Source organism: Variovorax sp. GW821-FHT10D07 (assembly GCF_059415325.1).
This window is the reverse complement of sequence record NZ_JBWKMZ010000007.1, coordinates 229767-254794: the sequence shown is the minus strand read 5'-3', so window position 1 is coordinate 254794 and position 25028 is coordinate 229767. Positions and strand designations below refer to the sequence as shown.

Genomic DNA, 25028 nt, shown 5'->3' with positions numbered 1-25028 from the left:
CGAAGGAAGGTCGAAGGGGAGTGAAAGCCCTGATCTCCGATTTCAACAAACTGTTGAATACTTGATCTGGCGTTGATTCTGGCACATGTCTTGCAGGTCCGGCCGGCCCTGGGGTCCGCCCGAAACGACGCGGCAACTGTAGGGCAAGGTGCGCCCAGAAATTCAACATTTCGTTGATACATCAACAAGGAGTTCATATCATGCCGAGTTCGAACCATCCCGCCGCGACCGCGGCGCCCCTGCCGGCCTCGCCGCCAGTCACCTCCCGCCGCCATTGGCTCAAGACCCTCGGCGGCGCTTCCGTCGCGGGCGTGCTCGGCAGCCAGCTCGTCGCCTGTGGCGGCGGCTCGGGTTCGTCGGGCGGCTTCCTGCCCTTCGCCTCGGCCGCGCCGCCGCCGGCCCCGCCGAGCGACACGCCCGCCTTGCCGGCCAAGGCGCTGTTCCCCGGCGTGGCCGACCGCGTGTACCTCAACGGCGCGGCCGACCACCCCTGGAACCAGTACGCCACCGACGCGCTGAGTTCCTACGCGCAGTCCAAGCTCTCGCTCGCGAGCGGCAGCGCGACCGCCACCGCGAAGTTCGCGGCGCTGATCAATGCCGATGCCGACGAGATCGCCTACGTGCCCAGCACCTCGATGGGCGAGTACCTCGTGACGCGCGCGCTCGGGCTGCCCGAATCGGGCGGGCGCGTGGTCACCGATGCGCTGCACTTCGTGGGCTCGTTCTACATGTACGAGCAATACCGGCTGCGCGGCCTCGACGTGCTTACGGTGCCGATGGACGCCAACCACCGCATCGCGCTGGCCGACCTCGACAAGGCCATCTCGCCCGGCACCAAACTGGTGGCGATCTCGCACGTGTCGCTCTACAACGGCTTCACGCACGACCTCAAGGCCGTGTGTGATCTCGCGCATTCGCGCGGCGCGCTGGTCTACGTCGACCTGATCCAGTCGGCCGGCGCGGTGCCGGTGGACGTGAAGGCGGCCGGCATCGACTTCGCGGGCTGCGGCACCTACAAGTGGCTGATGGGCGACTTCGGCTTCGCCTTTCTCTACGTGCGCAAGAGCCTGCTGCCCAAGCTGCAGCGGCCCTGGTACGGCTACCGCCAGACGCGCAACTTCGCGGCGCCGATCCTGCACGTCTATCCGCTCGACCCGCCCGGCAGCGTGCCCTACGAGAGCGTGCAGATCGATTCGGTGTCGGGTTACTTCAGCGGCTCGTTCCCGGCCTCCTCCATCGAGGCCGCCTGCGCGGCGTCCATCGACTGGATTCAGAGCGTGGGCGTCGACAAGATCCAGGCCTGGCGCAAGCCGATGACCGATGCGCTGCAGGCCGGCCTGCGCGCCAAGGGCTTCCAGGTGGTGACGCCGCCTGACAGCAGCTCGCCGATCGTGACCTTCGCCTATGCCAATGCCGCGCAGCTCGCGAGCCGGCTCGCGCCCGACAAGATCGAGATCACCCTGCGCGCCAACCATGCGCGCATCTCGCCGTCCGTCTACAACGACATGAACGACATCGCCAAATTCCTCGCCGCGATCGGAACGCCATGAAACGCCACACCCTCTTCGGCGGCGCCGCGCTGGCCTGCCTCGTGCTCGCGACCAGCGCCTGCAGCGTCGCGCCGCGGCATCTCAACTCGGGCAAGGTGCTGCCCACCACCCTGCCCTTCTCCGAGGCCGTGCAGGTCGGCCGCACGCTCTACCTGTCGGGCCAGATCGGCAACCTGCCCGGCAGCCTCAAGCTGCCACCGGGCGGCATCGGTCCCGAGTCGAAGCAGGTGATGGAGAACATCAAGACCACGCTCGAGGCGCATGGCCACACCATGGCCGACGTGGTGAAGTGCACCGCCATGCTGGCCGACATGAGCGAGTGGGGGGCCTTCAACGAGGTCTACAAGGGCTACTTCGCCGAAGGCCGGTATCCGGCGCGCAGTGCCTTCGGCGCGACCGCGCTGGCTTTCAATGCGCGCATCGAGGTGGAGTGCATCGCCGCGAAGTGAAGGCGCAAAGGCGGGGCCGCGCGGCCCCGCCACTCCAGCGATCAATCCTCGACGAACGCTTCTTCGCGCTTCGCCTTCACCGAAGGCAGCAGCACCACCACCAGCAGCAACAGCGCCGCCGCGAGCAACCCGGCCGACAGCGGCCGCGTGACGAACACGCTCCAGTCGCCGCGCGACAGCAGCAGCGCGCGCCGCAGGTTCTCTTCCATCATCGGCCCGAGGATGAAGCCCAGCAGCAGCGGCGCGGGCTCGCACTTGAGCTTGAGGAACAGGTAGCCCACGATACCGAAGATCGCGACCATCCAGACGTCGAAGGTGTTGTTGTTCTCCGAGTACACGCCCACCGCGCAGAACAGCACGATCGAGGGGAACAGCCACTTGTAGGGAATGGTCAGCAGCTTGATCCAGATGCCGATCATCGGCAGGTTCAGCACGATCAGCATCAGGTTGCCGATCCACATCGAGGCGATCAGGCCCCAGAACAGCTCGGGGTTGCTGGTCATCACCTGCGGGCCCGGCTGGATGTTGTGGATCGTCATCGCGCCCACCATCAGCGCCATCACGGCATTGGGCGGAATGCCCAGCGTCAGCAGCGGGATGAAGGAAGTCTGCGCACCCGCGTTGTTGGCCGACTCGGGGCCCGCCACGCCGCGGATGTTGCCCTTGCCGAACGGCACTTCGCCGTTCTTGAGCTTGATCTTCTTCTCGATGGTGTAGGCCGCGAAGGCCGACAGCAGCGCACCGCCGCCGGGCAGGATGCCCAGGGCCGAGCCGAGCGCGGTGCCGCGCAGCACCGCGGGCGTCATGCGGCGGAAGTCTTCCTTGGTGGGCCACAGGCCCTTGACCTTGGCGGTGAAGACCTCGCGCTCGTGCTCGGGCACCGCGAGGTTGGCGATGATCTCGCCGTAGCCGAACACCCCCATCGCGATGGCGATGAAGCCGATGCCGTCGGTGAGTTCGGGAATGTCGAAGCTGTAGCGCGCCACGCCCGAGTTCACGTCGGTGCCTACCAGGCCCAGCGCGAGGCCGAGCAGGATCATGGTGATGGCCTTGAGCAGCGAGCCCGAGGCCAGCACCACGGCGCCGATCAAGCCCAGGATCATCAGCGAGAAGTATTCGGCCGGGCCGAACTTGAAGGCCAGCTCGGTCAGCGGCGGCGCGAAGGCGGCCAGGATCAGCGTGCCCACGCAACCGGCGAAGAAGGAACCGAGCCCCGCGGCCGCGAGCGCGGGCCCGGCCCGCCCCTTGCGCGCCATCTGGTAGCCGTCGATCACTGTCACCACCGAGGATGACTCCCCTGGCAGGTTCACCAGGATGGCGGTGGTGGAACCGCCGTACTGCGCGCCGTAGTAGATGCCGGCCAGCATGATCAGGGCCGACACCGGGGGCAGCGCATAGGTCGCGGGCAGCAGCATCGCGATGGTCGCGACCGGGCCGATGCCCGGCAGCACGCCGATCAGGGTGCCCAGCAGGCAGCCGACGAAGGCGTAGACCAGGTTCTGCGCCGTGAAGGCGACGCCGAAGCCGATCGAGAGGTTGGTGATCAGGTCCATGGTTCTCTTGTCTTGTCTTTTCGTTCTTCTTGTAGCGAAATCAGCCGGCGATGAAGGTCGGCCAGACCTGGAACTGCAGCTTGAGCGCGACCACGAAGGCCAGGTAGCTGCCGAGCGCGAGCACGGTGGCCAGCAGGGTCACGCCCTTCCAGCCGAAGTTGTCGCCCGCGAGGCTGGCGATGAAGGTCAGCGCATAGATCGCGACGATCAGCCCCATCGACGGCAGGCCGATGCTCGGCAGCCCGCCGAGCAGCACGCCGAAGACCAGGTTGGCGCTGATGATGAACACCAGCGGCTTCCAGGCGATGCGCCCGATCGGCTCGCCGTCGTCGGTCTCCACCGACAGCGCCTTGAGCGTGATCAGCACGCCCATCAAGGCGATGAGGATGCCGACGATCAGCGGGAAGTAGCCCGGGCCCATGCGGGCGCCGGTGCCGACGTTGTAGTTCGTGGCGCCCCATGCGAAGGCCACGCCGAAGGCGCTGAAGAGCACGCCCGAGCAGAAGTCTCTCTGACTCTTGATTCTCACCGTTGATGTCTCCTGGGAATTGCCTGGGACCGCGGCGCGGCCCATGCGGCTGGCACGTGAAAGTGCGAGCCGCCGATCCTAGGAATTCGCGCCCGCGCTGTGCGTGAACACAACATTGCCGTTCGGCAATGTGGCGCGCCTCAGTCGCCGCCGCCGGGCAGGTCGATGCGCACGCGCAGCCCGGGCGCGGCATCCTCGAACGCGAGCTGCCCGCCGTGCAGCGCGATCACCGCGCGCACGCTGGCCAGGCCCAGCCCATGGCCGGGCGTGCTGCGGTCGAGCCGGTGGAAGCGCACGCCGATGCGCTCGCGTTCGGCGGCCGGGATGCCCGGGCCGTCGTCCTGCACGAAGAGCTGCGCGCGGCCGTTCACGGTCTGCGTGCCGATGCACACCACGGCACCCGCGCCGCAGTACTTGAGCGCGTTGTCGACCAGGTTGGCGACCGCGCCCGCGAGCAGGTCGCGGTCGCCCAGCGCCGTCGCTGCCTCGCACGGCATGCGCCGCAGCACGATGCCCTGCACCTCGGCCACGGCCTCGTAGAGCTCGGCCACGTCGTCGGCGATCACGTGCAGCGCCACCGGCGCGAACTGCTGGCGCCGCGCGCCCGCCTCCACCTCGGCGATCTGCAGCAGCTTCTCGAACACCACCGCGAGCTCCTCGAGCTCGCGGATCGCGGTCGCCACGGCGCCGCGCTGCGCATCGTCGGGCGGCAGGCCCAGCTCCACCGCGCGCAGCCGCACCAGCACGCGCGTGAGCGGCGTGCGCAGGTTGTGGGCGATGGTGTTGGAGACATGGCGCACGCCGTCCATCAGCGATTCGATGCGGTCGAGCATGGCGTTGATGTCCTGCTCGAGCAGCGCGAACTCGTCCTCCTCGCCCGAGGGCGCGACACGCTCCTGCAGCTCGCCGGCCGCGATGCGCGCGGCCGTGCGCCGCACCGCGCCCACGCTGCGCTCGAGCTCCTGCCGGAACACGAAGGTGCCGCCGATCAGCAGCAGCACCGCGACGATCCCGGCCGCGGCGCTGGCGCTCGCCACCAGCGACTCGATCGACTCCTGGTCGCGCAGGTCGTGCCCCACCACCAGCGTGGCGCCGTCAGGCAGCGGCCGCATCACGAGGTAGGCGATGGCGCCCTGGCCGCCGCGCAGCACGCGCCGGTGCACGCCGTCGCCCGCGTCCGGCGCGCTCGAGGGCATCTGGTCGAGGTTGCCCGCGAGCTTGCGGCCCTCGCGGTCGACCAGCAAGTAGACCTCGTTGTCGGAATGCCGGTCGTCGGCCAAAAGATGTCCGATCTCGCCCACCACGCCCTCGAGGCCGCGCGCCTCGTGGCGCACCACCAGCTGCTGCACGCTGGCCGCCACCTGGCGCACCATGCGCTGCTGCAGCACGCCCACGGTCTGCATGTAGACGATGGCCAGCGAGGCCAGCATGGTGATCGCGACCAGCAGCCCGTAGTAGAAGGCCAGCCGGAAGCCGACCGAGCGCCAGAGCTGGCGCAGCGCCGGGATCATCGGCGCGCGGGCGCGGCGGCCGGCGCGGCTTCGGGCTCGGGCGGCGCCAGCCGGTAGCCCGCGCCGCGCACCGTCTGGATCAGGGTCGGCGCGCCGCCCGCGTCGAGCTTGCCGCGCAACCGGCTCACCTGCACGTCGATGACGTTGGTCTGCGGATCGAACTGGTAGTCCCACACCGCCTCGAGCAGCATGGTGCGCGTGACCACCTGGCCCGGATGCATCATCAGGTAGGCCAGCAGGCGGAACTCGCGCGGCTGCAGCGCGATGGGGCGGCCCGCGCGCTTCACCTGCCGGCTCGCGAGGTCGATCGAGAGGTCGGCCACCTCGAGCGTGCGGATCTCGGGCCCGGTGCGCGAGCGCCGCACCAGCGCCTCGGCGCGCGCGGCCAGTTCCGAGAACGCGAAGGGCTTGGCCAGGTAGTCGTCGCCGCCGGCCTTGAGGCCGCGCACGCGCTCGTCGAGCGCGCTCAGCGCGCTGAGCACCAGCACCGGTGTCTTCTTGCCGAGCGCGCGCAGGGTCGCGAGGATCGACAGGCCGTCGACCTCGTTCGGCAGCATGCGGTCGAGGATCACGAGGTCCCAGGCTTCGCTGGTGGCGCGCGCCAGTGCATCGGTGCCGTCGCGGCTGATCACCGCCACGTGGCCGAGCGCGCGAAAGCCCTCGGCGATGTAGCGGGCGTTGTCGGCGTCGTCCTCGACGATGAGGCAACGCCACAGGGGAGTGGGATGGATCACGCCTGCGATTGTGCCGCTCGCTGCCGCCCGCCGGCGCTACAGGCTCGCGTCGGCGCGCGCGACGCGCACCACGCGGCCCTGCACCCCATCCACCAGCAGGTAGAGGCCGCCATCGGGCCCCTGGCGGATGTCGCGGATGCGCTCGCCGAGCTCGGCGAACAGCGGCTCGCGCCGCACCACGCGCGGCGCGGCGTCCTCGCCCGCGAGCTCGATGCGCCACACGGCCTTGCCGGCCAGCGCGCCCACGAGCACGCTGCCCTTCCACTCGGGAAACTGGTCGCCGGTGTAGAGGATCAGGTTGCTCGGCGCGATCGCCGGCAGGCCCCAGTGCACGAGCGGCGGCGCGAGGCCGGCCCTGGCGGTGCCTTCGCCGATCGGCGCGCAGGTGTTGTATTCGCAGCCGAAGGTGACGAGGGGCCAGCCGTAGTTGCGGCCCTTGCGCACCACGTTGATCTCGTCGCCGCCCTGCGGTCCGTGCTCCGCCACCCACAGCTGGCCCGTGCGCGGATGCACGAAGGCGCCCTGCGGATTGCGATGGCCGAGGCTCCAGATCTCGGGCCGCGCGCCCGCGCGCTGCGCGAAGGGGTTGTCGGCCGGAATGCCGCCATCGGTGCGGATACGCACCGTCTTGCCCTGGTAGTAGCCCAGCGACTGCGCGCGCATGCGGTCCTCGGGCGCATAGCGGTCGCCGAGCGTGAGGAACAGGTGGCCGTCGCCCGAGACCGCGAGCCGCCCGCCGAGGTTCTCGCCGATCGCGATCTTCGGCGTCTGGCGGAACAGCACCTTGAGCTGCTCGACGCGCGCGCCGTCGTCGCTGAGCCGTGCCCGCGCGACCGCGATGCCGTTGCGCCCGGCGCGGCTGCGGCGGCGATCGACCTCGGTGTAGCTCAGGTAGATGAGGCGGTTGGCCTCGAAGCCCGGATCGATCGTGACGTCGAGCAGCCCGCCATGGCTGCGCCGGTCGACGGCCGGCAGGCCGCGCACCGGTATCGAGACCTTGTCGCCCTGCGCATCCACGATGCGCAGGCGGCCCGCGCGCTCGGTCACCAGCAGGCGGCCATCGGGCATGAACTCCATGCCCCAGGGCAGTTCGAGCCCGGCCGCGTAGGTGCTGGTCTGGAAGGCGGTGGGCGCCGGCCCGCGCGCCGCGTCGGCGGCATGCCCGAGCAACAGGCCCGCGCATAGCAGACCGGCCCGCAAGCAGGTCGACAGGGAGGGACGGGGTGCGGTGTTCATGTCGAGCGAAACGGCAACCCCGTGGCAGGGCCGCCATCGCTTCGGATCATAAAAACGATCGGGCGCGCACGAACGCCGCGAACATTACCGTTTGTCCATGTTCGGCCCCTCGCTACTCGGTCGCGATCAATTTGTTGCACATCTCGACCAGCCGCGCCGCCGCGGGCGAGAGCGAATGGCCGCGGATCGTCACGATGGCGATGGTGCGGCTCAACGCCGGGCCGATGACGCGCACCACCTTGAGCGGCGTGCGCCGGGGCAGCGCCACGCGCGGCAGCAGCGCGATGCCCAGGCCCGCCTCGGCCATCGCGACCAGCGTCGTGACCTGCATGAACTCGTAGTTGCTCTCGTGCGACAGGCCGTTGGCCTTGAGCGCGTTGTCGACATGGTCGCGAAAGGCGGTCGAGCTCGACAGCTTGAGCAGCGGCAGCTTCGACAGCTCGCGCAGCGAGATGCTCGCGCGGCCGTTGTCCTGGTAGCCGCGCGGCAGCATCGCGCAGTAGTCGTCGACGAAGATCGGCGCGAACTCGAGCTCGCCCTTCTTCTCGGGCACCGGCCCGATCGCGAAGTCGACCTCGCGCCGGCGCACCGCCTCCAGCAGGTCCTGGTTGGCAAGCTCGCGCACGTGCACGCTGATGCCCGGGTACTTCTTCGCGAAGGCCGTGAGGATCGCCGGCAGCCGCGTGCTCGCGATGGTCGGCACGCAAGCGAAGGACAGGTGGCCCTGCTGTACGTCGGCCGCATGCTGGATGTGCGAGAGCCCCACCTCGAGCTCGGCCAGCGCCTTGCGCGCGCTGATCAGCAGCTGCTCACCCTCCTGCGTCAGCGCCACCTTGCGCGTGGTGCGCTGGAACAGCGCCACGCCGAGCTGCTCCTCGAGCTGCTTGACCTGCATGCTGACCGCGGGCAGCGAGCGGTTGGTCTCCTCGGCCGCCTTGCGGAAGCTCTCGTTCTGCGCCACCGAGAGGAAGGTGCCGATCAGCTTGAAGTTGATGTTCATGGGGCGATCCTGCGTCATTCCAAAAGTCTGAACAATGCCTAAGATTATTTGAGTTGTTGCCACGCGAGGTCAAACCTAGCATTCGAGCCATCCCAATGACTCCGACGAGTCGCGAGAGAGGCAAGATCCGATGACCGCACCCCAGATGACGCTCGTGGCCTTCCTGCAGGCGCAGAACTGCTCGAACCTGGTCGCCTCGTGGCGCCACCCCGACACCGAGCTCGGCTATGGCACGCCGGCCTACTACCAGCAGATCGCGCGCACGCTGGAGCGCGGCAAGTTCCAGATGGCCTTCTTCGACGACCGGCTCGCGATGCCCGACCGCTACGGCGACGACCATCGCGACACGGTCGAGCATGGCGTGCGCGCGGTCAAGCTCGACCCGATCTCGGTGGTCACGGCCATGGGCCTGGCCACCGAGCGCCTGGGCCTGGGCGCGACCTACTCCACCACCTACTACGAGCCCTTCCACGTGGCGCGCGTGTTCGCCACGCTCGACCTGCTGACGCAGGGCCGCGTGGCCTGGAACGTGGTGACCTCGCTCAACAACTCGGAGGCCGCGAACTTCGGCGCGCAGGAGCACCTCGCGCACGACCTGCGCTATGAGCGCGCCGACGAGTTCCTGGAAGTGGTGCTCGGCCATTGGGACACCTGGCAGGAAGGCGCCGTGCTGCACGACAAGGCGAATGGCCGCTTCGCCGATGCCGCCAAGGTGCGCCGCCTCGACCACAGCGGCAAGTGGTTCAAGTCGCGCGGCCCCTTCACCGTGCCGCGCTCGGCGCAGGGCCATCCGGTGCTGATCCAGGCCGGCCAGAGCGGGCGCGGCAGCGAGTTCGCGGCGCGCTGGGGCGAGCTGGTGTTCGTGATCTATCCCAACATCGACGTGGCGCGCAGGTCGTATGCCGACTTCAAGCGCAAGGTCGCGGCGCACGGCCGCGATCCGGCGCAGGTCAAGGTGGCACCCGCGGTCTACGTGATCGCGGCCGAGAGCCGCGCCGAGGCCGAGGACAAGAAGGCCGCGATCGATGCGCTCGTGAAACCGGTCGACGGCCTCGCGCTGCTGTCGGAAGTGCTGAACTTCGACTTCGCGACCAAGCGGCCCGACGAGCCCTTCACCGACGAGGAGCTGGGCTCGATCACCGGCCTGCGCGCCATCCTCGACCGCGTGATCGCGCAGAGTGGCCTGGCACGGCCGACGCTCGCGGACTTCCTGCGCTTCAGCGGCCGCGGCACCACCGATGAGCTCGCCACCTTCGTCGGCAGCAAGACCGACGTCGCCGACCAGATGGAGCAGTGGTTCCGCACCGGCGCCTGCGACGGCTTCGTGCTCGCGGCCACCAGCATGCCCGGCAGCTACGAGGACTTCGTGCGGCTGGTGGTGCCCGAGCTGCAGCGCCGCGGCGTCTTCCACCACGACTACGAGGGCCCGACCCTGCGCGACAACCTCGGCCTGGCGCGCCCGGCGGCAGGCGACTGGAAACATCTCTACCGCTGACACGAGGAGCATCCCATGGAAGCCAGCGCCTACAAGCAACTCATGAAGCATCACGCGGGTGCGCCGGTGGTCATCGCCACCGGCCGGCCCGGCGAGCGCACCGGGCTCACCGCCACGGCTTTCTGCTCGCTGTCGGATTCGCCGCCCACCGTGCTGATCTGCGTCAACCGCGGCGCGAGCGCGCACCCGGTGATCGAGCGCACGCGCGCCTTCTCGGTGAACCTGCTGCGCGACGGCCAGGCCGACATCGCCGCGCGCTTCGCGGGCATGACCGGCCTGAAGGGCGAGCAGCGCTTCGAGGGCGGCGACTGGACCGTGCAGCAGACCGGCGCGCCGGTGATGGCCGATGCGCTCGCGAGCCTGGACTGCGAGCTGCTGCAGGCGCACGACCACGGCACGCACTCGGTCTTCATCGGCCTGGTGCGCGAGGTGCACAGCGATGGCGGCGCCGACCCGCTGATCTATTTCCGCGGCAGCTTCAGCGCGCTGCGCGAGCGCGCTACAGCGGCCTGCGCGGCCTGACCGCGCCCGGAAACCCGCCCGGCGACCCGCCGGGAATCCGACGACGAGCGACGACAAGAACAGGAGACAGCCATGAAGAGAAGAACCCTGCTGCAGGCAGGCGCCGCGGCCGCCTGGCCGCTGGCGCACGCGGGCGCCGCGCGCGCCGAGGCCGGCTACCCGAGCAAGCCGGTGCGCATCCTCGTGCCCTACACCACGGGCCAGTCGGCCGACCTGTTCGGCCGCATGGTCGCGATCGAACTCGGCAAGCTGTGGCCGCAGCAGGTGTTCATCGACAACAAGGGCGGCGGCGCGAGCATCCCCGGCATGCTCGCGGGCCGCAATGCCGCGCCCGACGGCTACACGTTGACGGTCGGCGGCAGCGGGCCGATGGCGATCAACCCCGGGCTCTACGGCAAGAAGCTGCCCTACGACCCGCTGGCCGATTTCATCCCGGTGCATGGCCTGTTCCTCTCGCCGCTGGTGGTGCTCGCCAATCCCACGGCCGGCATCGATTCGTTCAGGCAGCTGGTCGAGGCCGCGAAGCGCAAGCCCGGCGCCGAGAAGTGGGGCGTGGCCGGCCTGGGCACCTCGCCGCACCTCGCGGGCGAACTGATCAAGGCCAAGGCGCAGATCGACGTGGTGGCCGTGCCCTACCGCGGCAGCGGCGTGATGCTCAGCGACCTGCTGGGCGGGCAGGTCACGCTGGGCGTGGACACGGTCTCGGCCGCCATCTCCTATGTGCGCAGCGGGCAGCTCAAGGCGCTCGCCGTCACCTCGGCCAAACGCGTGCCGCAGCTGCCCGACGTGCCGACCGTGGCCGAGAGCGGCTTCCCGGGCGTCGAGGCCGTGGGCTGGGCCGGCTTCCTGCTGCCGCTGCACACGCCGCCGGCCGTGGTCGCGGCCGCCGAGCAGGGCATCCACCGCGTGATGTCCGACCCCGCGATCCAGGAGGCCATGACGCAACGCGGCGCGCTGCCCGACCTGCGCGGCGGCGGTGCCTTCGGCGCCTTCGTCAAGGCCGAGGTCCCGAAGTGGACCGAGCTGATCGTCGCCAACGGCATCAAGGTCGACCAGTAGGCCGGCCGCAATCCCACACCCTTTCATCCGCCACAGGAGCCTTCGTGTCCGCCACCCTCACCCCGCCGCGCCGCCAGCGCCTCCAACGTTCCGAACTCGCGGTGCCCGCCACCTCGGAACGCTTCTTCGCCAAGGCCTGCGCGAGCGATGCCGACGTCGTCTTCCTCGACCTCGAGGACGCAGTAGCCGACGCCTTCAAGGACCAGGCCCGGCGCCAGGCCGTCGAAGCCCTCAACGCGCTCGACTGGGGCCGCAAGAGCATGGCCGTGCGCATCAACGGCATCGACACGCCCTGGGCCCTGCGCGATCTGGTCGAGATCGTGAGCGAGTGCCCGCGGCTGGACATGGTGCTGCTGCCCAAGGCCGGCACCGCCTTCGACGTGCAGTTCGTGGCGCAGGTGCTGACGGCCATCGAGCGCGAGAAGGGACGCGACAAGCGCGTGGGCATCGAGGTGCTGATCGAGACCTCGCAGGGCGTCGCGCATGCCGAGGAGATCGCCGCCTCGTCCGATCGGCTGGAGGCGATGATCTTCGGCGTCGGCGACTACACGGTCGACATGCGCACCAACGACTTCGTGTTCGGCACGCCGAGCGAGCGCTATGCGGTGCTCACCGCCCCCGACGCGCAGGGCGTGCGCCATCGGCACTGGAACGACCAGTGGCACTTCGCGCTCGCGCGCATCGCCAATGCCTGCCGCGCCTACGGCGTGCGCGCCATCGACGGCCCCTTCACCGACTTCGGCGATGCCGAGGGCTACCGCGCCTCGGCCACGCGCTCGGCGGCGCTGGGCTTCGAGGGCAAGTGGGCCATCCATCCCTCGCAGGTGGCGATCGCCAACGAGGTCTACTCGCCCTCGGCCGGGCAACTGGCCTGGGCCGACAAGGTGCTCGGCACGCTCGAAGCGGCCGCCGCGCAGGGCAACGGGGCCATCGGCGAGAAGGGCGTGCTGATCGACCTGGCCCACGCCAAGCTCGCGCGCTCGCTGCAGCAGCGCCAGGCCGTGATCGACCGGCACACGGGCGGCAACGCCGATCGGCGCTGAGATGGCAGAGGCTCCATCCGCCCCGCTGGCCGGCGTGCGCGTGCTGGACATCGCGACCTTCGTGGCCGCGCCCTTCAGCGGCACCATCCTCGCGGACTTCGGCGCCGACGTGATCAAGATCGAGCAGCCCGAGGGCGGCGATCCGCTGCGCAAGTTCGGCACGCCCACCGACTGCGGCGACACCCTGGTGTGGCTCAGCGAGGCGCGCAACAAGCGCTTCGTGACGCTGGACCTGCGCGTGCCCGAGGGCCGCGAACTGTTCCTCCGGCTGGTGGCGCAGTCCGACGCGGTGCTCGAGAACTTCCGCCCCGGCACCATGGAGCGCTGGGGCCTGGACTTCGAGACCTTGCGCAAAGCCAATCCGCGCATCGTGCTGCTGCGCGTGAGCGCCTACGGCCAGACCGGCCCCTACCGCGAGAAGCCCGGCTTCGCGCGCGTGGCGCACGGCTTCGGCGGGCTCTCGCACCTCGCGGGCATGAGCGACGGACCGCCCGTGGTGCCGGGCTCGACTTCGCTGGCCGACTACATCTCGGGCCTGTGGGGCGCGCTCGGCGTGCTGCTGGCGCTGCGCGTCGCCGAACAGACCGGCGAGGGCCAGGTCATCGACGTCTCGCTCTACGAATCGATCTTCCGGCTGCTCGACGAACTGGTGCCGGCCTACGGCAAGTTCGGCGAGGTGCGGCAGCGGCTCGGCGCCGACGTGCCGCACGTGGTGCCGCATGGCCACTGGCAGACGGCCGAGGGCAAGTGGGTGGCGCTGGCCTGCTCGAGCGACAAGATCTTCGAGCGCTTGGCCCACCTGATGGAGCGGCCCGAGCTCGTGGCACCCGACCGCTTCGCGACCAATGCGCAGCGGCTCGCGGGCCGCGCCGAGATCAATGCCGCCATCGCGGGCTGGATCGGCAGGCTCGAACTGACCGAGGCGGTGGCACGCTGCGACGCGGCCGGCGTGCCCTGCGGTCCGATCATGGCGATCGACGACATCTTCGCCGACCCGCAGTACGCGGCACGCGGCAACCTGCAGCGGGTGCAGGACCCGCGCGTGGGCGAGCTCGTGGTGCCGGCTGCCGTGCCGCGGATGTCGAAGACGCCGCCGCTGCTGCGCCACCTGGGCGGCGCGCTCGGCGCCCATACGCAGGAGGTGCTCGGCGAGTTGCTGGGCCTCGATGCCGAGGCGCTGGCGCGGCTGCGTGTGGCGCATGCGCTGTGACCCGATCTCCGTTCATTCACGACCACCGTCCATGCATTCCACGCCCGTTCATCCCTCAGCCGCGCTGTTCTCCGGCGAGAAGCTCCTTCCCGCGCTCGCGCCCTGCGAGCACTACGCGGGCAGCGAGAAGCTGATCCACAAGGCGCTGCAGCTGCAGGCCGAACTCGGCCCGGTCTTCGACCTGACCTGCGACTGCGAGGACGGCGCCGCGGCGGGCGAGGAGAAGGCGCACGCCGAGATGGCCGCGCGCGCCATCGCCTCGGATGCCAATCGCCACGGCCGGGTCGGCGCGCGCGTGCACGATGCCTCGTCGGCCTTCTGGCGCGCCGACGTCGACACGCTCATCGGCGAGGCCGGCGACCGCCTGGCCTACTTCACGCTGCCCAAGGCGCAGCGCACCGCCGACGTCATCGCCATGCTCGAGCACATCGAGCGGCGCCGCGCGGCGGCCGGCCTCGCGCGCGCCATCCCGGTCCATGTGCTGGTCGAGACCCATGGCGCGCTGCGCGACGTGTTCGAGATCGCGGCGCTGCCGGGCCTGGAGGTACTCGACTTCGGGCTGATGGATTTCGTCAGCGACCACCAGGGCGCGATCGGCTTCGAGGCCATGCGCAGCCCGGGCCAGTTCGAGCACCCGCTGCTGGTGCGCGCCAAGACGCGCATCGTGGCCGCGGCGCTCGCCAACGGCCTCGTGCCGGCGCACAACGTGTCGCTGACGCTGCGCGATCCGCTGGCCACGCGCAACGATGCGTACCGCGCGCGGCACGAGTTCGGTTTCCTGCGCATGTGGAGCGTGCATCCCGAGCAGATCCGGCCGATCGTCGAGGCCATGGCGCCTGATGCGAGCCAGGCCGAGCGCGCCGGCGCGATCCTGCTGGCGGCGAGCGATGCGCAGTGGGGACCGATACGCCACGAGGGCGAACTGCACGACCGCGCGAGCTACCGCTACTTCTGGAGCGTGCTGCGCGCGGCACAGGCCGCGGGCACCGCGCTGCCCACGCGGGTGCGCGAGCGCTTCTTCGCGGGCTGAGGCGGCGCGCGGCGAATAATCCGCGTCTTCGCCCACGATCGATGTCCGGCCCGGAACGCCGCGCGGGCCCATCGAAGGAACACGAGCGGTGAAAAGTTCGCGCAGCCCCCAGGCCCCCGCCTCCCACGGCACGCAAAGCATCGAGCGCGCGCTGCGCATCCTGCGCGAGCTGGCCGCGCGCGGCGAATTCGGCTGGCGGCTGTCGGACCTCGCGGCGCGCTGCGAGGTCGACAAGGGCACGGTGCACCGCGTGCTCTCGTGCCTGGTGCGCGAACGCTTCGTGCAGCAGCGCAGCACCGACAAGCACTACTTCCCCGGCCCGATGCTCTACGAGCTCGGCCTCTCGCTGCCCGGCTACGCGGCCTTCCAGCAGGCCTGCGAGCGCCGCATGGCGAAGCTGGCAACGCAGACCGAGGCCATCGCCTGGCTGATCCTGCGCAGCGGCAATGAGTACGTCTGCGCGGTGCGCCAGGGCTCGCTCGAGCTGCGCGGCCTGATGGTGCACGCGGGCACGCGGCGGCCGCTGTTCACCTCGGTCGGTGGCGTCGCGGTCCTGCAGACCCTGCCCTCGCTCGAAACCGAGAACATCCTCGCCGACAACATGCAGCAGGAGATCGCGCAGCGCGGCAGCGGCCGCCTCGGCGCGCTCGAGAAGATGCGCGACCGCTCGCGGCGCCATGGCTTCGGCGTCAACCTCGGCGACGTGGTGACCGGCGTGCATGCCTTCGCGATGCCGGTGTGCGCCGACAACGGGCGCGCGATGGCGGCGGTGTGCCTGACCGGGCTGGCCGAGCAGTTCGGCGAGCCGAAGCTGGCCGAAGTTCGCGCGGCGCTCGCCGAAGTGGCCGCGGCGGTGGAACAGGATGCGCGCGAATTCCTCGGCGGCGTCATGCACATGGGGCACATGGGCGCGAGCGCCGAGCCTTGAGCACCGGCGCGCGGCGCTACAAGTTCAAACTGTGAAACTCCGCTGCCCGGCCCTATGGGCAGCGAAAAGACCGCTCGATATTCTCGATCGCAGAGACAACTCACGACGAGAAACGATGAACGTAGACACTGCCGTCAACCTCGAGGACCTGCGCTCGATGGCACGGCGCAAGCTGCCGCGGATCGCCTTCGATTTCATCGATGGCGGCGTGGACGACGAGGACTGCATGCGGCGCAACCGCGAGGCCTTCCGCCGCTTCCAGCTGGTGCCGCGCTACCTCGTCGACGTGTCGCGGCGCGACCAGTCGACCGAACTGCTGGGCCGGCGCTATGCGAGCCCTTTCGGCATATCGCCCACCGGGCTGGCCGGGCTGTTCCATCCGGGCGCCGACGAGCTGCTCGCGCAGGCGGCCAAGGCGGCCGACGTGCCCTTCCTGCTGTCGAGCGCGAGCAATGCCTCGGTCGAGGCGGTCGCGAAGCTCGCGCCCGAGCATGTCTGGTTCCAGATCTACGGCACGCGCGAGGAGCGCATCAACACCGATCTCGTCGAGCGTGCGCGCGACGCCGGCGTGCGCACGCTGGTGGTGTCGGTCGACGTGCCGGTGAACTCCAACCGCGAGCGCAACCGCCGCAACGGCTTCTCGCGCCCCTTCCGGATGACGCCGGGCGTGGTGCTCGAAGCGCTCGGCCATCCGGCCTGGGTGCTGCGCTACCTGCGCAGCGGCGGCATCCCGATGATGAGCAACTGGGCGCCCTATGGCCGCGCGGGCGCCTCGGCGTCCGAGGTCGCCGACCTCTACGGCACGCTGACACCGGCACCGATGATCACGTGGCGCACGCTCGAACGCATCCGCGCCGACTGGAGCGGCCCGCTCGTCGTGAAGGGACTGCTGCATCCCGACGATGCGCGCCAGGCCGTGGCGCTGGGCGTCGACGCGATCGTGGTCTCGAACCATGGCGGGCGCCAGCTCGACGTGGCGCCCACGCCGCTCGAGATGCTGCCCGCGATCCGCGCGGCGGTCGGCGAGCGCGTGGAGCTGCTGCTCGACAGCGGCGTGCGCCGCGGCTCCGACATCGTGATCGCCCGCTGCCTCGGCGCGCGCTTCGCACTGTTCGGTCGGCCCACGCTGTTCGGCGCGGCCGCGGGCGGCGCGCGCGGCATCGCGCGTGCGCTGCAGATCGTGCGCAACGAGATCGACATGGTGCTCGCGCAGATCGGCTGCGCCTCGTTCGACGCGCTCGACGCGCGCCATCTGCGCAGTGCGAGCGCCGAGGCCTTCACGAACCCATCCCCTCCCCTGCCCGCCATGCCGGCGGCCAACGGCACCGCCTTCGATCCACCACGGGCGGCGACCTCACAACCATGAAGGAGACAACGATGACCTCAATCTTGCGCCTCGCGCGGCGGCTCGCCACGCTGCCGCTGGCCTTCGCGCTGACCGCCGGCGCGCTGGCCCAGGGCTACCCGAACCGGCCGATCAAGATCGTGGTGGCCTACCCGCCCGGGCAGAGCACCGACATCGCCACCCGTTACTTCGCGGCCAAGCTCTCGGCCGCGCTGCACGAGGGCGTGGTGGTGGAGAACCGGCCCGGCGCCTTCGGCAACATCGGCACCGCCTATGCGGCGCGCGCCACGCCCGACGGCTACACGCTGATCATGGGCGCCTCGGGCACGCATGCGATGAACCCGGCGCTCTACGACAACATCGGCTTCGACGCCGAGAAGGACTTCGATCCCATCGTCGCGACCGCCTTCATCCCGATGGTGATCTCGGTGCATCCCTCGCTCGGCGTGCAGACGCTGCCCGAACTCATCAAGCTCGCGCGCAGCCGGCCCGACAAGGTCGACGTGGCGCTGCCCAGCGTCACGGCGCAGCTGGTGCTCGAGATGATCCGGCGCCAGAACGTGCCGCTGTTCTCGATCAAGTATAAGGGCTCGGGCGAGGCGATGACCGCGCTGCTGGGCAACCAGGTGCCGGTGCTGATCGACACGGTGGCAGCCTCGCGCGCGCAGTTCGGCAGGATCAAGCCGCTGGCCGTGACCTCGGCCAAGGCCATGACCGCGCTGCCCGAGATTCGCCCGGTGGCCGAGCAGGGCCTCGAGGGCTTCAGCGTGGTGGCCTGGAATGCGCTGATGGCGCCGCGCGGCACGCCGGTGGAGGTGCGCGAGCGGCTGGCCGCCGAGATGCGCAAGATCCTCGCGCTGCCCGAGACCGCCAAGGCGCTGCACGAGCTCGGTTTCGAGCCTGCGCCGCCGATGGACTACGCCCAGCTCGTCGCCTGGCTGCGCTCGGAGCGCCAGACCAACGCCGAGATCATCCGCAGCGCCGGCATGAAGGCCGACTGACGCGCCACCCCTCTTTCCCCTTTTCTTCTTTCATACACCCAGGAGACATCCCATGACCGTGCTCGCGCAAGAACTCAAGGTCCGCCCGCTGCATTCCGATTTCGTGATCGAGATCGACGAACGCATCGAGGACATCCTCGCCAACCCCGATGCCATCGAGCAGGTGCGCCGCCTGTGGCAGGACGCGCCGGTGATCGTGTTCCCGCGCCAGTCGCTCGAGGAGGCCGACCAGGTGCGCTTCACCGAGCAGTTCGGCCACTGCGAGAGCGCCAACCGCAAGGACATCCAGTCGCCCTACCACGACGAGATCATCTACTTCAGCACCCTGCGCTATGCCGACGGCCGCTTCGTCGGTGGCTTCGCGGGCGGCGACGACGTCGACTGGCATTCGGACCAGACCTTCCGCGTCAAGCCCGCCACCGGCGCCATGCTCTACGGCCTCGAGGTGCCCAAGGGCGGCGGCGACATCTACTGGGCCGACCAGTACGGCGCCTGGGAGCGGCTGCCGGCCGACGTGCGCGCGCTGATCGACGGCCGCACCGGCACCTACCGCTATGCCAAGCGCATGGCGATCATGAACACGCTCGAGCTCAAGGACAAGGAGAGCGCGCAGGCCAAGGAGATGGCGAAGCTGCCTGATGCCTTCCACCCGGTGGTGCTGACGCATCCGCTGACCGGCCGCAAAGCGCTCTATGCCGACCCGACCACGCTGGTGGCGATCGAGGGCCTGAGCGAGGCCGAGAACGCGCGCGTGCTGCCGTTGCTGTTCGAGGCCGGGGGCAGCGCCGAACTCGTGTACCGCCACAAGGTGCGCAACGGCGACCTGATGATGTGGGACAACGGCTGCACCATGCACCGCCGCGACGAGATGCAGCTCAACCAGCCGCGGCTGATGAAGCGCACCACCTTCCGTCTCGCGGCCGACGCCTACTGCGTGCCGCACTGAACGGGGAGCGACCGTGAACAACTCCAGAGTGTTCCTGCGCGTCAATCGCGTGGAAGCGGCCCTGTGCGCGAAGGCGCGCGACGCCACGGTGTCCGACCTGCACGAGGCGGCCGCGCCGCGCGGCATCGGCGGCCTGATGTCCAGCCGGATGCGGCCGATCCAGAAGGGTGCACGCATCGCGGGCCCCGCCGTCACGGCCTTCTGCGCGCCCGGCGACAACCTGATGATGCACCGCGCGCTCTACCTCGCGCAGCCCGGCGACGTGCTGGTGGTGGTCTGCGACGCCGAGACCTCGGGCGCCCAATGGGGCGACATGGCGGCGCGCTATGCGCTGCGCAAGGGCCTCGCGGGCGTGGTGGTGCAGGGCTGCGTGCGCGACACCGACACGGTCGAGGCGCTGGGCCTGCCGGTCTGGTCCACCCACGTCCTCTCGATCCATCCCGACAAGTGCGGCCATGGCTTCGTCAACACCCCGGTGGTCTGCGACGGCGTGCTGGTGCAGCCGGGCGACCTCGTCATGGCCGACGGCGACGGCGTGGTCTGCGTGCCGCGCCGCGAGGCCGGCGAGGTCGTCGAGGCCGCGCTCGCGCGCATGCGCAAGGAGGAGGAGATGGCGCGCGCGGTCGAGCGCGGCGAGGCCGTGTGGGACCTGGGCGGCTCGGCCGCGAGTTATGCGGCGATGCGGGTCGAGGAGGTCGATGCGGCGTTCGATGACGTGCGCTGAGGGCGGGGCGCGCGGCTTCCGAGACGGTCCAGGGCGGATCGTTTTCAGGTCTTGTCGTGTCGCATGACGGTTGTGGGAAGTCAACGTTGCTGCGAGTTGGTCAAAGTCGTTGATCCGAACTGATCGAGGTTCGTGCACTTTCACGCGAGGTCGAGAAGTGCCGGCTATCAGCCGCTGCCGGCGTTCGCGAAGGAAAGGACGATGACGGGCGCCGGCCCCTGGGAAGTCTTGCACCTGCAGGACGGCGCGGTATTCATCGACGACAACCTGATCGACCGATAGATCAAGCCCTGGAAACTCGGCACGAAGAACTGACTGTTCGTGGACAGCAAGTCGCCTGCGGCGCGCGACGGCGATGATGAGCCTGGTGCGGGCTGCCGAGCTCGACGGCCGTGACCCGTGGGCACGCCTGCGCAGCTTGCTGGCGCGCATCCACTCGCGTACCTGCCGCCGGCTGACGAACTGTTGCCGCGTCGCTGGTGCTGAGCACGGCAAAATGCGATCAATGGCCGGAACCGGCCATAACCGGTCATCAAGTGTCGCGGCTGATTGCAACAGAGTTCTAACCCCAGCCTGAGGAGCACCACGCTTGCGGCGTGAATAGACAGATGAAGATGTACATCCTTGTCCGAGACGACATCCCGCTAGGCTTCGCTATGGTCGCCGTGGCTCATGCATCCTTGGCAGGTTATCTCAAGTTTCAGAACGAGCCGGAAACACAGAAGTGGCTTTCAGGACCTTTTTTCAAGGCTGTCTGTAAGGCGAATGCCAAAGAGTTTGAAAACGCCAAACAGGTCGCAGATCATCTGGTCCTGACTGAATCTGCACTTGAGAATCGGGAGGTGGCGATTGTCTTCAAGCCTCGGGATGAATGGCCAAAGATGTTCAAATTCCTTCGGCTCTACAAGGAGGCCCCATTGTCTCCGGCTGTGCCTGAATGACAGGGTGCGGCCAAAGGCGGACGGTCGCCGTTATCACAGAGGACTGCCAGACGCCGACGTGGAAGACGGTCATCGGGCCTCTCCCATTTTCCTGAAAAGAGAGATTCAACGTGGACATTAATAGCAACTTGCTTTTACTTGAATCACTCAGCGTGAGGATCCACGGCGGCGCCTGCACTTACGCGTTCTGCCGTTTACCTCCGAACGAGTCGCCGTTGAATTCTCTCGTGGACCACCTTAAGCGATTCGGGGAATATCAGGAGCGGCTACCGCTGCAGCTGATTCCGTTGGAGGAAAACTGGCGGCCAGTAGTTGAATCCCTTGTTTTAGATTGGGTGTTCGGGGAGCAAGCTTCGGCAGACCCCGGCGCTGTTGCGCAAAATGTAGCTTTGGTTCATGAGCTAAATCGCGCGCTCTTTGAGATCGTTGGCGACGCCGCCTCATTCGAAGTCGGAGGTGCAGGCTCGATGGTGCCAAGCACAATCTGGAACGCGATTGTGTTCTCCAATGGAGAGGTCTCTTGGATCCTAGAGTTCGGTTGGGATGACTAGCCGCAATGTCGAAGTCAAGGCGCAGGCGAGTGAGGCCATCACGATGGCGTAGCCGGCGAAGACCAGCTTGAAAGGGCGACGAAACTCTCGCAGATTGGTGATGCCATACCGCGGCAACTTCTCCGCAAGCGTCTGTATTCAGGAGCACGCACTTGCGTTAGAGGAGCCTACCTTCCTCCAGCAGAGAATCCGCAGTCATAAGACCGGTGCTTCCGGAGCTGGCTTCGCGCCTTCGGTCAACTCGCAAAGAAGGCGGAAGAGCCTGCCCGCCCAGGATTTTTTTCCACATGTTCATGCTTGGCGATAGTAAGGTATCACTAGGGCCCGCTTTGGAGTGGTGCGGATGTCCGCTTCGGGCCCGGAGCGGTCAGACGCTTTCACAAGAAGCGGACGCTCAAGATTGGCCGCCTAGGATGCTGGGCTTGTCGGATGCGAAGGCCGACACAAGAAGGCGGCCGCGAAATGTATCGACAACTCGCGAACCAGATCCGCGTCGACTTCACTCATTCCCTCTGGCGGCCAAACCACCAGTGCAAATAGAGGCCTCTTCTTGAGATGTAGTAGTTCGTCGAATGGGTGAGGCGAATTCGTGGCCACTTGGACCATACGGCTGTTGCGCAACGAATCCACAAACATCTTGAGAACGGCCGATTCGGTTTCGTCACTGACGCCGCGAAAGAGCCCAACGGATAGAGCGAGCGCACTGTTCACATAGAACATACCCAGACCTGCCCCGTTGGAGGAAGTCAACTGAATCTCGATGTGGCTCAACTGTGCCCCCATCGAACGCCGAAATACCTCGCCAGATTCTTGAAGGAGCTCGCTGCACACAGCTAGCCAGTGTTGTGAAAGCGCACTGACATGACGCGTTGCCGTTCCTAGTAGGTCGCCGTCAAACCCGAAAGCTGCAATTTCGAGTGATGCCGGGCTCGTCACCCACGCGCTATCTTGGTCCGAATGCTGCATGAAGCTCATCTATCTCTTTCTAGGGAGGCTGTTCGGATGTCTGGTCTTGGCCGAGGGCGGCCACTTAGCGCTTTGCACCCATGAGCCGGCTCACCATCTTCTCGGCCTCGTCCAGTTTGCCACTTGAAAGTCGCAGAGCCATCTTCCCCCCGAGCGTGCCCTTGACACTCGCAACTGTGATGGGTTTGCCATCGACGAGCACCGCCAAGAGGGCTCCCCTATTCGCGTTCGACCAGATTTCAAGCCTTGTGGTCGCATCCCTGTCGAAGGTGAGAAGCACTGCCGGCTCGTCGCAGTCCAGTACGGCTTCGGCGGACTCAACATCCGCAGCACTCGCGAGGCCGTCTTGGGCAAGCCAGAACTCCTGCATGCCGCTCACCTCTTGGTTCGGGCGAACTCGCCGGTAGTCTGGGCGACCGGAACTACTGGCTGGCACCAATTCAACCGTCGCCTGCGGTGGGCCGACTCTGTGCGGCGAACCCCCTGGAACTCGCACAATGCCGCACGTTGACTCAGCGCTCGCCCCGTAGGTCACGAGAAGGCTCAAGCACAGCAACCCAATTGTTCTCGCTGTTCTGGTAGATGAAATCATGACGTTCGCGAGTGTCCGCTTCTGGCCGATAGCGAAAGTCTAGCCGCGCGCATGCTTCCGGTTTCGATGACATAGCCCCGCGCATACGAGGAAGCAGCGGCAGCAGCAGTTGGGCCGGGGTTGGCCCAACTGCTGCACTGATCAACTCCGCCATTGCAATAACCTTTGCCATCAAAACTGCACCGTCAATCGCTCACACTGCGATCCTCGCAAGTGCCTGTGCCAAAGGGATTGCGCGGAGAGCGATGGGTCAGCAACATCTTGCGAAAGCTGACTTTCCGCGCATGAACTTTGAACAACGCTGCCCGCGCGGTGGTCAAAAATATTCCTCAAGCCGTTGAGCTGCGAGCCGGTCCATTGCAGCAACTTTGACCATCGACACATGACGGCCGACGCATGTTCCGTTATTTCGTTCTTTCCGATATTCGACGAAATTCCGGAACATCCGGCGCGGCCGATCTCTGCGCGCCAGGCCCCAGCCGGTGACACTTCTCAGGGCGCCGCGACGCACCTCCAAGCACTCAAGACCTGCGTCGTAGGAATCTCCCCCGAAGCATTGCGCGCCAGCGAAGGTGCCCCACCCCGCGCCTGGTCGCCGTGCACCCAGCGATCGAGATCGGCCAGCGCGTTCCAGTTCAACTGCAGGGGCGTGAGGCCGAGCCGCTTGAGCACAGCATTGGTGTTGTAGAAGCCGTGGCTGTAGTCCTCGACGAAATAGGCGCGCACGGTGTTGCGGATGTCGGCGGCCGCGACCTGTCCGCCCGCGGGCAGGCCGTTCAGCTGCCTGACGAATTCGCCGGCCTGCGTGCAGGGCACGAGGAAGTCGGAGGTGCCCTGGTAGATCACGATCTTCTTGCCCTTGCCGCCGTCCCTCTTCTGCCGCGCCGACATGCGCAGGAAGGGCACGAGCTCGGCGGGCCGCACGTTCCACACCGGGGCCAGCTGGTCGAGTAGCCGGTGGTAGCCGTCGTAGTCGGCGCCCGATTCGATCGCGACGTCGGCCAGGTAGCGCGAGGTCGCGCCCAGGCCGTCGCTCATGGTCTGGGGCGACACGTCCTGGCCGAACAGGCTGGTGAGCATGGCGGAGGCGCTGGCCCAGTTGGTCGTCCAGTCGTTGACGGCGTCGGGCACCTGCAAGGTCTTCAGCAGGTTGGTCTCGTCGACCGGCGGCGCGCCCGCGACGATGCCGTCGTAGGCATCGGGCCAGTTGGCGATGGCCTTGAGTGCCTGCCGGCCGCCGGTGGAGATACCGACGAAGTAGGTGTCGGTGGGCGCTGCGCCGGTGAGCTTCTTGAGCAGGTACAAGCCGACGTCGAGCGATTTCTTGATCGAGTCCTGCCCGAAGTTCTTCACCATCTCCTGCTTCGCGACATCGGCGAGCTTGCGGCCCGGGCGCACGAAGTCGGGGTCGAAGGCGCCGTTCGAGCCGTCGGCGCCCGCGTCGCTGAGCACCACGGCGTAGTTGGCCAGCGCCATGCCCTGCAGCGGGAGCGCGAACTGCTGGCTGGTCTGCGTGCCGGCGGCGACCACGTCGGACTTCCAGGCGAAGCCGCCGCCGCCGAGCTGCACGAACTTGCCGTTCCACTGCGCCGGAATGTAGATCTGGTAGTTGATGTCGCGCACGCGGTAGCTCGGGTCCTTCACGGCCGGGTCGACGCCGCCGGGCGAGGTGGGCTGGATCGTGCCCTTGACCAGGCAATAGGCCGGCAGCGCGAGCCAGACCTGCTGGACGGACGTGACCTTGAAGCCGCCGGTCTTCGGCGAAGGGAAGCGGCTGCCGCGGAAATCGTCGAGCACGGCGTCGCCGTACTGCGAACCCTCGAGCTGGTTCGAGCAGGTGCGCACGAGGGTGTTGGCAATGTCGGTGGCCGCCTGGGCCCACGAGGCGAGTGCGCCGCAGGCCAGCGCCACGAGCAGCGCGCGGATCCACCGCGCGAGGTTCTCTGTCTTGGTCAAGATGTGTCTCCAACGTGATCGGTTCGAATTCACAAGACCCCACGCCTGGGCCGGAGCGGGGACCACGCCTTCTTCCAGAGGCCGTGAAATTCTTGATCGCGCTGGAATGGACCGCACTATCCCTGCGGCGCCAATCGAATGACTTCGGGCGCCCGTG

The 25028-nt window shown here is 68.2% G+C and carries 24 protein-coding genes; 15 read left to right on the top strand and 9 right to left on the bottom strand.

The features are described from left to right. The first annotated feature begins 200 nt into the window (after positions 1-200). Positions 201-1550, top strand: coding sequence for an aminotransferase class V-fold PLP-dependent enzyme (locus AC07PU_RS21715; RefSeq protein WP_495320402.1), 1350 nt, complete (start codon positions 201-203; stop codon positions 1548-1550). Next, the gene (locus AC07PU_RS21710) at positions 1547-1999 is read left to right on the top strand and encodes a RidA family protein (protein ID WP_495320400.1); all 453 of its coding nucleotides are present in this window, start codon (positions 1547-1549) and stop codon (positions 1997-1999) included. The genes AC07PU_RS21715 and AC07PU_RS21710 overlap by 4 nt, the downstream gene beginning before the upstream one ends. A 41-nt stretch (positions 2000-2040) precedes the next feature. Here the strand turns inward: AC07PU_RS21710 and AC07PU_RS21705 are convergent, their stop codons facing one another. From AC07PU_RS21705 to AC07PU_RS21680, 6 genes are all read right to left on the bottom strand, one after another. Continuing rightward, positions 2041-3552, bottom strand: a complete 1512-nt coding sequence (locus AC07PU_RS21705) for a tripartite tricarboxylate transporter permease (protein WP_093352978.1) — start codon at positions 3550-3552, stop codon at positions 2041-2043. A 40-nt stretch (positions 3553-3592) separates the two neighbouring features. Next, complete coding sequence (locus tag AC07PU_RS21700; RefSeq protein ID WP_093352976.1) at positions 3593-4081, bottom strand: tripartite tricarboxylate transporter TctB family protein; 489 nt, start codon at positions 4079-4081, stop codon at positions 3593-3595. A gap of 140 nt (positions 4082-4221) precedes the next feature. Next, entirely contained in the window at positions 4222-5592 is a 1371-nt protein-coding gene (locus AC07PU_RS21695; protein WP_495320397.1) for a sensor histidine kinase, read from the bottom strand. Further along, positions 5589-6308: a response regulator transcription factor gene (locus tag AC07PU_RS21690; protein ID WP_208514190.1), complete on the bottom strand. Its 720-nt coding sequence runs from the start codon at positions 6306-6308 to the stop codon at positions 5589-5591. Before AC07PU_RS21690 ends, AC07PU_RS21695 begins: the two co-directional genes overlap by 4 nt. 54 nt (positions 6309-6362) lie before the next feature. Further along, positions 6363-7562: a PQQ-dependent sugar dehydrogenase gene (locus AC07PU_RS21685; RefSeq protein ID WP_495320395.1), complete on the bottom strand. Its 1200-nt coding sequence runs from the start codon at positions 7560-7562 to the stop codon at positions 6363-6365. Positions 7563-7674: 112 nt separating this feature from the next. After that, positions 7675-8562, bottom strand: coding sequence for a LysR family transcriptional regulator (locus AC07PU_RS21680; RefSeq protein ID WP_495320393.1), 888 nt, complete (start codon positions 8560-8562; stop codon positions 7675-7677). Between the two features lie 130 nt (positions 8563-8692). On the opposite strand from AC07PU_RS21680, the gene AC07PU_RS21675 reads away from it, so the two are divergent. From AC07PU_RS21675 to AC07PU_RS21615, 13 genes are all read left to right on the top strand, one after another. Then, positions 8693-10057, top strand: a complete 1365-nt coding sequence (locus AC07PU_RS21675; protein WP_495320391.1) for an LLM class flavin-dependent oxidoreductase — start codon at positions 8693-8695, stop codon at positions 10055-10057. 15 nt (positions 10058-10072) lie between these two features. Further along, positions 10073-10579 (top strand): flavin reductase family protein, encoded by a 507-nt coding sequence (locus AC07PU_RS21670; protein WP_093352964.1) that lies wholly within the window; start codon positions 10073-10075, stop codon positions 10577-10579. Between the two features lie 72 nt (positions 10580-10651). Next, entirely contained in the window at positions 10652-11638 is a 987-nt protein-coding gene (locus tag AC07PU_RS21665; protein WP_495320388.1) for a Bug family tripartite tricarboxylate transporter substrate binding protein, read from the top strand. A 44-nt stretch (positions 11639-11682) separates the two neighbouring features. After that, complete coding sequence (locus tag AC07PU_RS21660) at positions 11683-12681, top strand: HpcH/HpaI aldolase/citrate lyase family protein (RefSeq protein WP_495320386.1); 999 nt, start codon at positions 11683-11685, stop codon at positions 12679-12681. A gap of 1 nt (position 12682) precedes the next feature. Next, the gene (locus AC07PU_RS21655; protein ID WP_495320384.1) at positions 12683-13891 is read left to right on the top strand and encodes a CaiB/BaiF CoA transferase family protein; all 1209 of its coding nucleotides are present in this window, start codon (positions 12683-12685) and stop codon (positions 13889-13891) included. Between the two features lie 31 nt (positions 13892-13922). Continuing rightward, positions 13923-14921 (top strand): HpcH/HpaI aldolase/citrate lyase family protein, encoded by a 999-nt coding sequence (locus AC07PU_RS21650; RefSeq protein WP_495320382.1) that lies wholly within the window; start codon positions 13923-13925, stop codon positions 14919-14921. An 88-nt stretch (positions 14922-15009) separates the two neighbouring features. Then, on the top strand, positions 15010-15849 hold the full coding sequence (locus AC07PU_RS21645; protein WP_495320380.1) for an IclR family transcriptional regulator: 840 nt from the start codon (positions 15010-15012) through the stop codon (positions 15847-15849). Between the two features lie 115 nt (positions 15850-15964). Further along, the gene (locus AC07PU_RS21640) at positions 15965-17215 is read left to right on the top strand and encodes an alpha-hydroxy acid oxidase (protein ID WP_495320378.1); all 1251 of its coding nucleotides are present in this window, start codon (positions 15965-15967) and stop codon (positions 17213-17215) included. A gap of 11 nt (positions 17216-17226) precedes the next feature. Next, entirely contained in the window at positions 17227-18195 is a 969-nt protein-coding gene (locus AC07PU_RS21635; RefSeq protein WP_495320376.1) for a Bug family tripartite tricarboxylate transporter substrate binding protein, read from the top strand. Positions 18196-18247: 52 nt separating this feature from the next. Further along, on the top strand, positions 18248-19141 hold the full coding sequence (locus AC07PU_RS21630; protein ID WP_495320374.1) for a TauD/TfdA dioxygenase family protein: 894 nt from the start codon (positions 18248-18250) through the stop codon (positions 19139-19141). A gap of 13 nt (positions 19142-19154) precedes the next feature. Next, positions 19155-19865 carry a 4-carboxy-4-hydroxy-2-oxoadipate aldolase/oxaloacetate decarboxylase gene (locus AC07PU_RS21625; RefSeq protein ID WP_495320372.1) on the top strand — a complete coding sequence of 237 codons (711 nt, stop codon included), beginning with the start codon at positions 19155-19157 and terminating at the stop codon, positions 19863-19865. A gap of 608 nt (positions 19866-20473) precedes the next feature. Further along, positions 20474-20806: a peptidyl-tRNA hydrolase gene (locus tag AC07PU_RS21620; RefSeq protein ID WP_495320370.1), complete on the top strand. Its 333-nt coding sequence runs from the start codon at positions 20474-20476 to the stop codon at positions 20804-20806. A 215-nt stretch (positions 20807-21021) separates the two neighbouring features. After that, positions 21022-21357, top strand: a complete 336-nt coding sequence (locus AC07PU_RS21615; protein WP_495320368.1) for a hypothetical protein — start codon at positions 21022-21024, stop codon at positions 21355-21357. Positions 21358-21765: 408 nt separating this feature from the next. Here the strand turns inward: AC07PU_RS21615 and AC07PU_RS21610 are convergent, their stop codons facing one another. From AC07PU_RS21610 to AC07PU_RS21600, 3 genes are all read right to left on the bottom strand, one after another. Further along, complete coding sequence (locus tag AC07PU_RS21610) at positions 21766-22332, bottom strand: hypothetical protein (protein ID WP_495320366.1); 567 nt, start codon at positions 22330-22332, stop codon at positions 21766-21768. 55 nt (positions 22333-22387) lie between these two features. Next, positions 22388-22693, bottom strand: coding sequence for a SecDF P1 head subdomain-containing protein (locus AC07PU_RS21605; protein ID WP_495320364.1), 306 nt, complete (start codon positions 22691-22693; stop codon positions 22388-22390). Positions 22694-23407: 714 nt separating this feature from the next. Next, on the bottom strand, positions 23408-24871 hold the full coding sequence (locus AC07PU_RS21600; protein ID WP_495320362.1) for a tannase/feruloyl esterase family alpha/beta hydrolase: 1464 nt from the start codon (positions 24869-24871) through the stop codon (positions 23408-23410). Positions 24872-25028 lie beyond the last annotated feature (157 nt).

Excerpts from the sequence above, each read along its gene's own strand:
- AC07PU_RS21705 (WP_093352978.1), bottom strand. The coding sequence starts at position 3,552 with ATGGACCTGATCACCAACCTCTCGATCGGCTTCGGCGTCGCCTTCACG.
- AC07PU_RS21635 (WP_495320376.1), top strand. The coding sequence starts at position 17,227 with ATGACCTCAATCTTGCGCCTCGCGCGGCGGCTCGCCACGCTGCCGCTG.
- AC07PU_RS21685 (WP_495320395.1), bottom strand. The coding sequence starts at position 7,562 with ATGAACACCGCACCCCGTCCCTCCCTGTCGACCTGCTTGCGGGCCGGT.
- AC07PU_RS21695 (WP_495320397.1), bottom strand. The coding sequence starts at position 5,592 with ATGATCCCGGCGCTGCGCCAGCTCTGGCGCTCGGTCGGCTTCCGGCTG.
- AC07PU_RS21670 (WP_093352964.1), top strand. The coding sequence starts at position 10,073 with ATGGAAGCCAGCGCCTACAAGCAACTCATGAAGCATCACGCGGGTGCG.
- AC07PU_RS21665 (WP_495320388.1), top strand. The coding sequence starts at position 10,652 with ATGAAGAGAAGAACCCTGCTGCAGGCAGGCGCCGCGGCCGCCTGGCCG.
- AC07PU_RS21605 (WP_495320364.1), bottom strand. The coding sequence starts at position 22,693 with ATGCAGGAGTTCTGGCTTGCCCAAGACGGCCTCGCGAGTGCTGCGGAT.
- AC07PU_RS21680 (WP_495320393.1), bottom strand. The coding sequence starts at position 8,562 with ATGAACATCAACTTCAAGCTGATCGGCACCTTCCTCTCGGTGGCGCAG.
- AC07PU_RS21650 (WP_495320382.1), top strand. The coding sequence starts at position 13,923 with ATGCATTCCACGCCCGTTCATCCCTCAGCCGCGCTGTTCTCCGGCGAG.
- AC07PU_RS21675 (WP_495320391.1), top strand. The coding sequence starts at position 8,693 with ATGACCGCACCCCAGATGACGCTCGTGGCCTTCCTGCAGGCGCAGAAC.
- AC07PU_RS21610 (WP_495320366.1), bottom strand. The coding sequence starts at position 22,332 with ATGAGCTTCATGCAGCATTCGGACCAAGATAGCGCGTGGGTGACGAGC.
- AC07PU_RS21710 (WP_495320400.1), top strand. The coding sequence starts at position 1,547 with ATGAAACGCCACACCCTCTTCGGCGGCGCCGCGCTGGCCTGCCTCGTG.
- AC07PU_RS21640 (WP_495320378.1), top strand. The coding sequence starts at position 15,965 with ATGAACGTAGACACTGCCGTCAACCTCGAGGACCTGCGCTCGATGGCA.
- AC07PU_RS21630 (WP_495320374.1), top strand. The coding sequence starts at position 18,248 with ATGACCGTGCTCGCGCAAGAACTCAAGGTCCGCCCGCTGCATTCCGAT.
- AC07PU_RS21655 (WP_495320384.1), top strand. The coding sequence starts at position 12,683 with ATGGCAGAGGCTCCATCCGCCCCGCTGGCCGGCGTGCGCGTGCTGGAC.
- AC07PU_RS21715 (WP_495320402.1), top strand. The coding sequence starts at position 201 with ATGCCGAGTTCGAACCATCCCGCCGCGACCGCGGCGCCCCTGCCGGCC.
- AC07PU_RS21620 (WP_495320370.1), top strand. The coding sequence starts at position 20,474 with ATGAAGATGTACATCCTTGTCCGAGACGACATCCCGCTAGGCTTCGCT.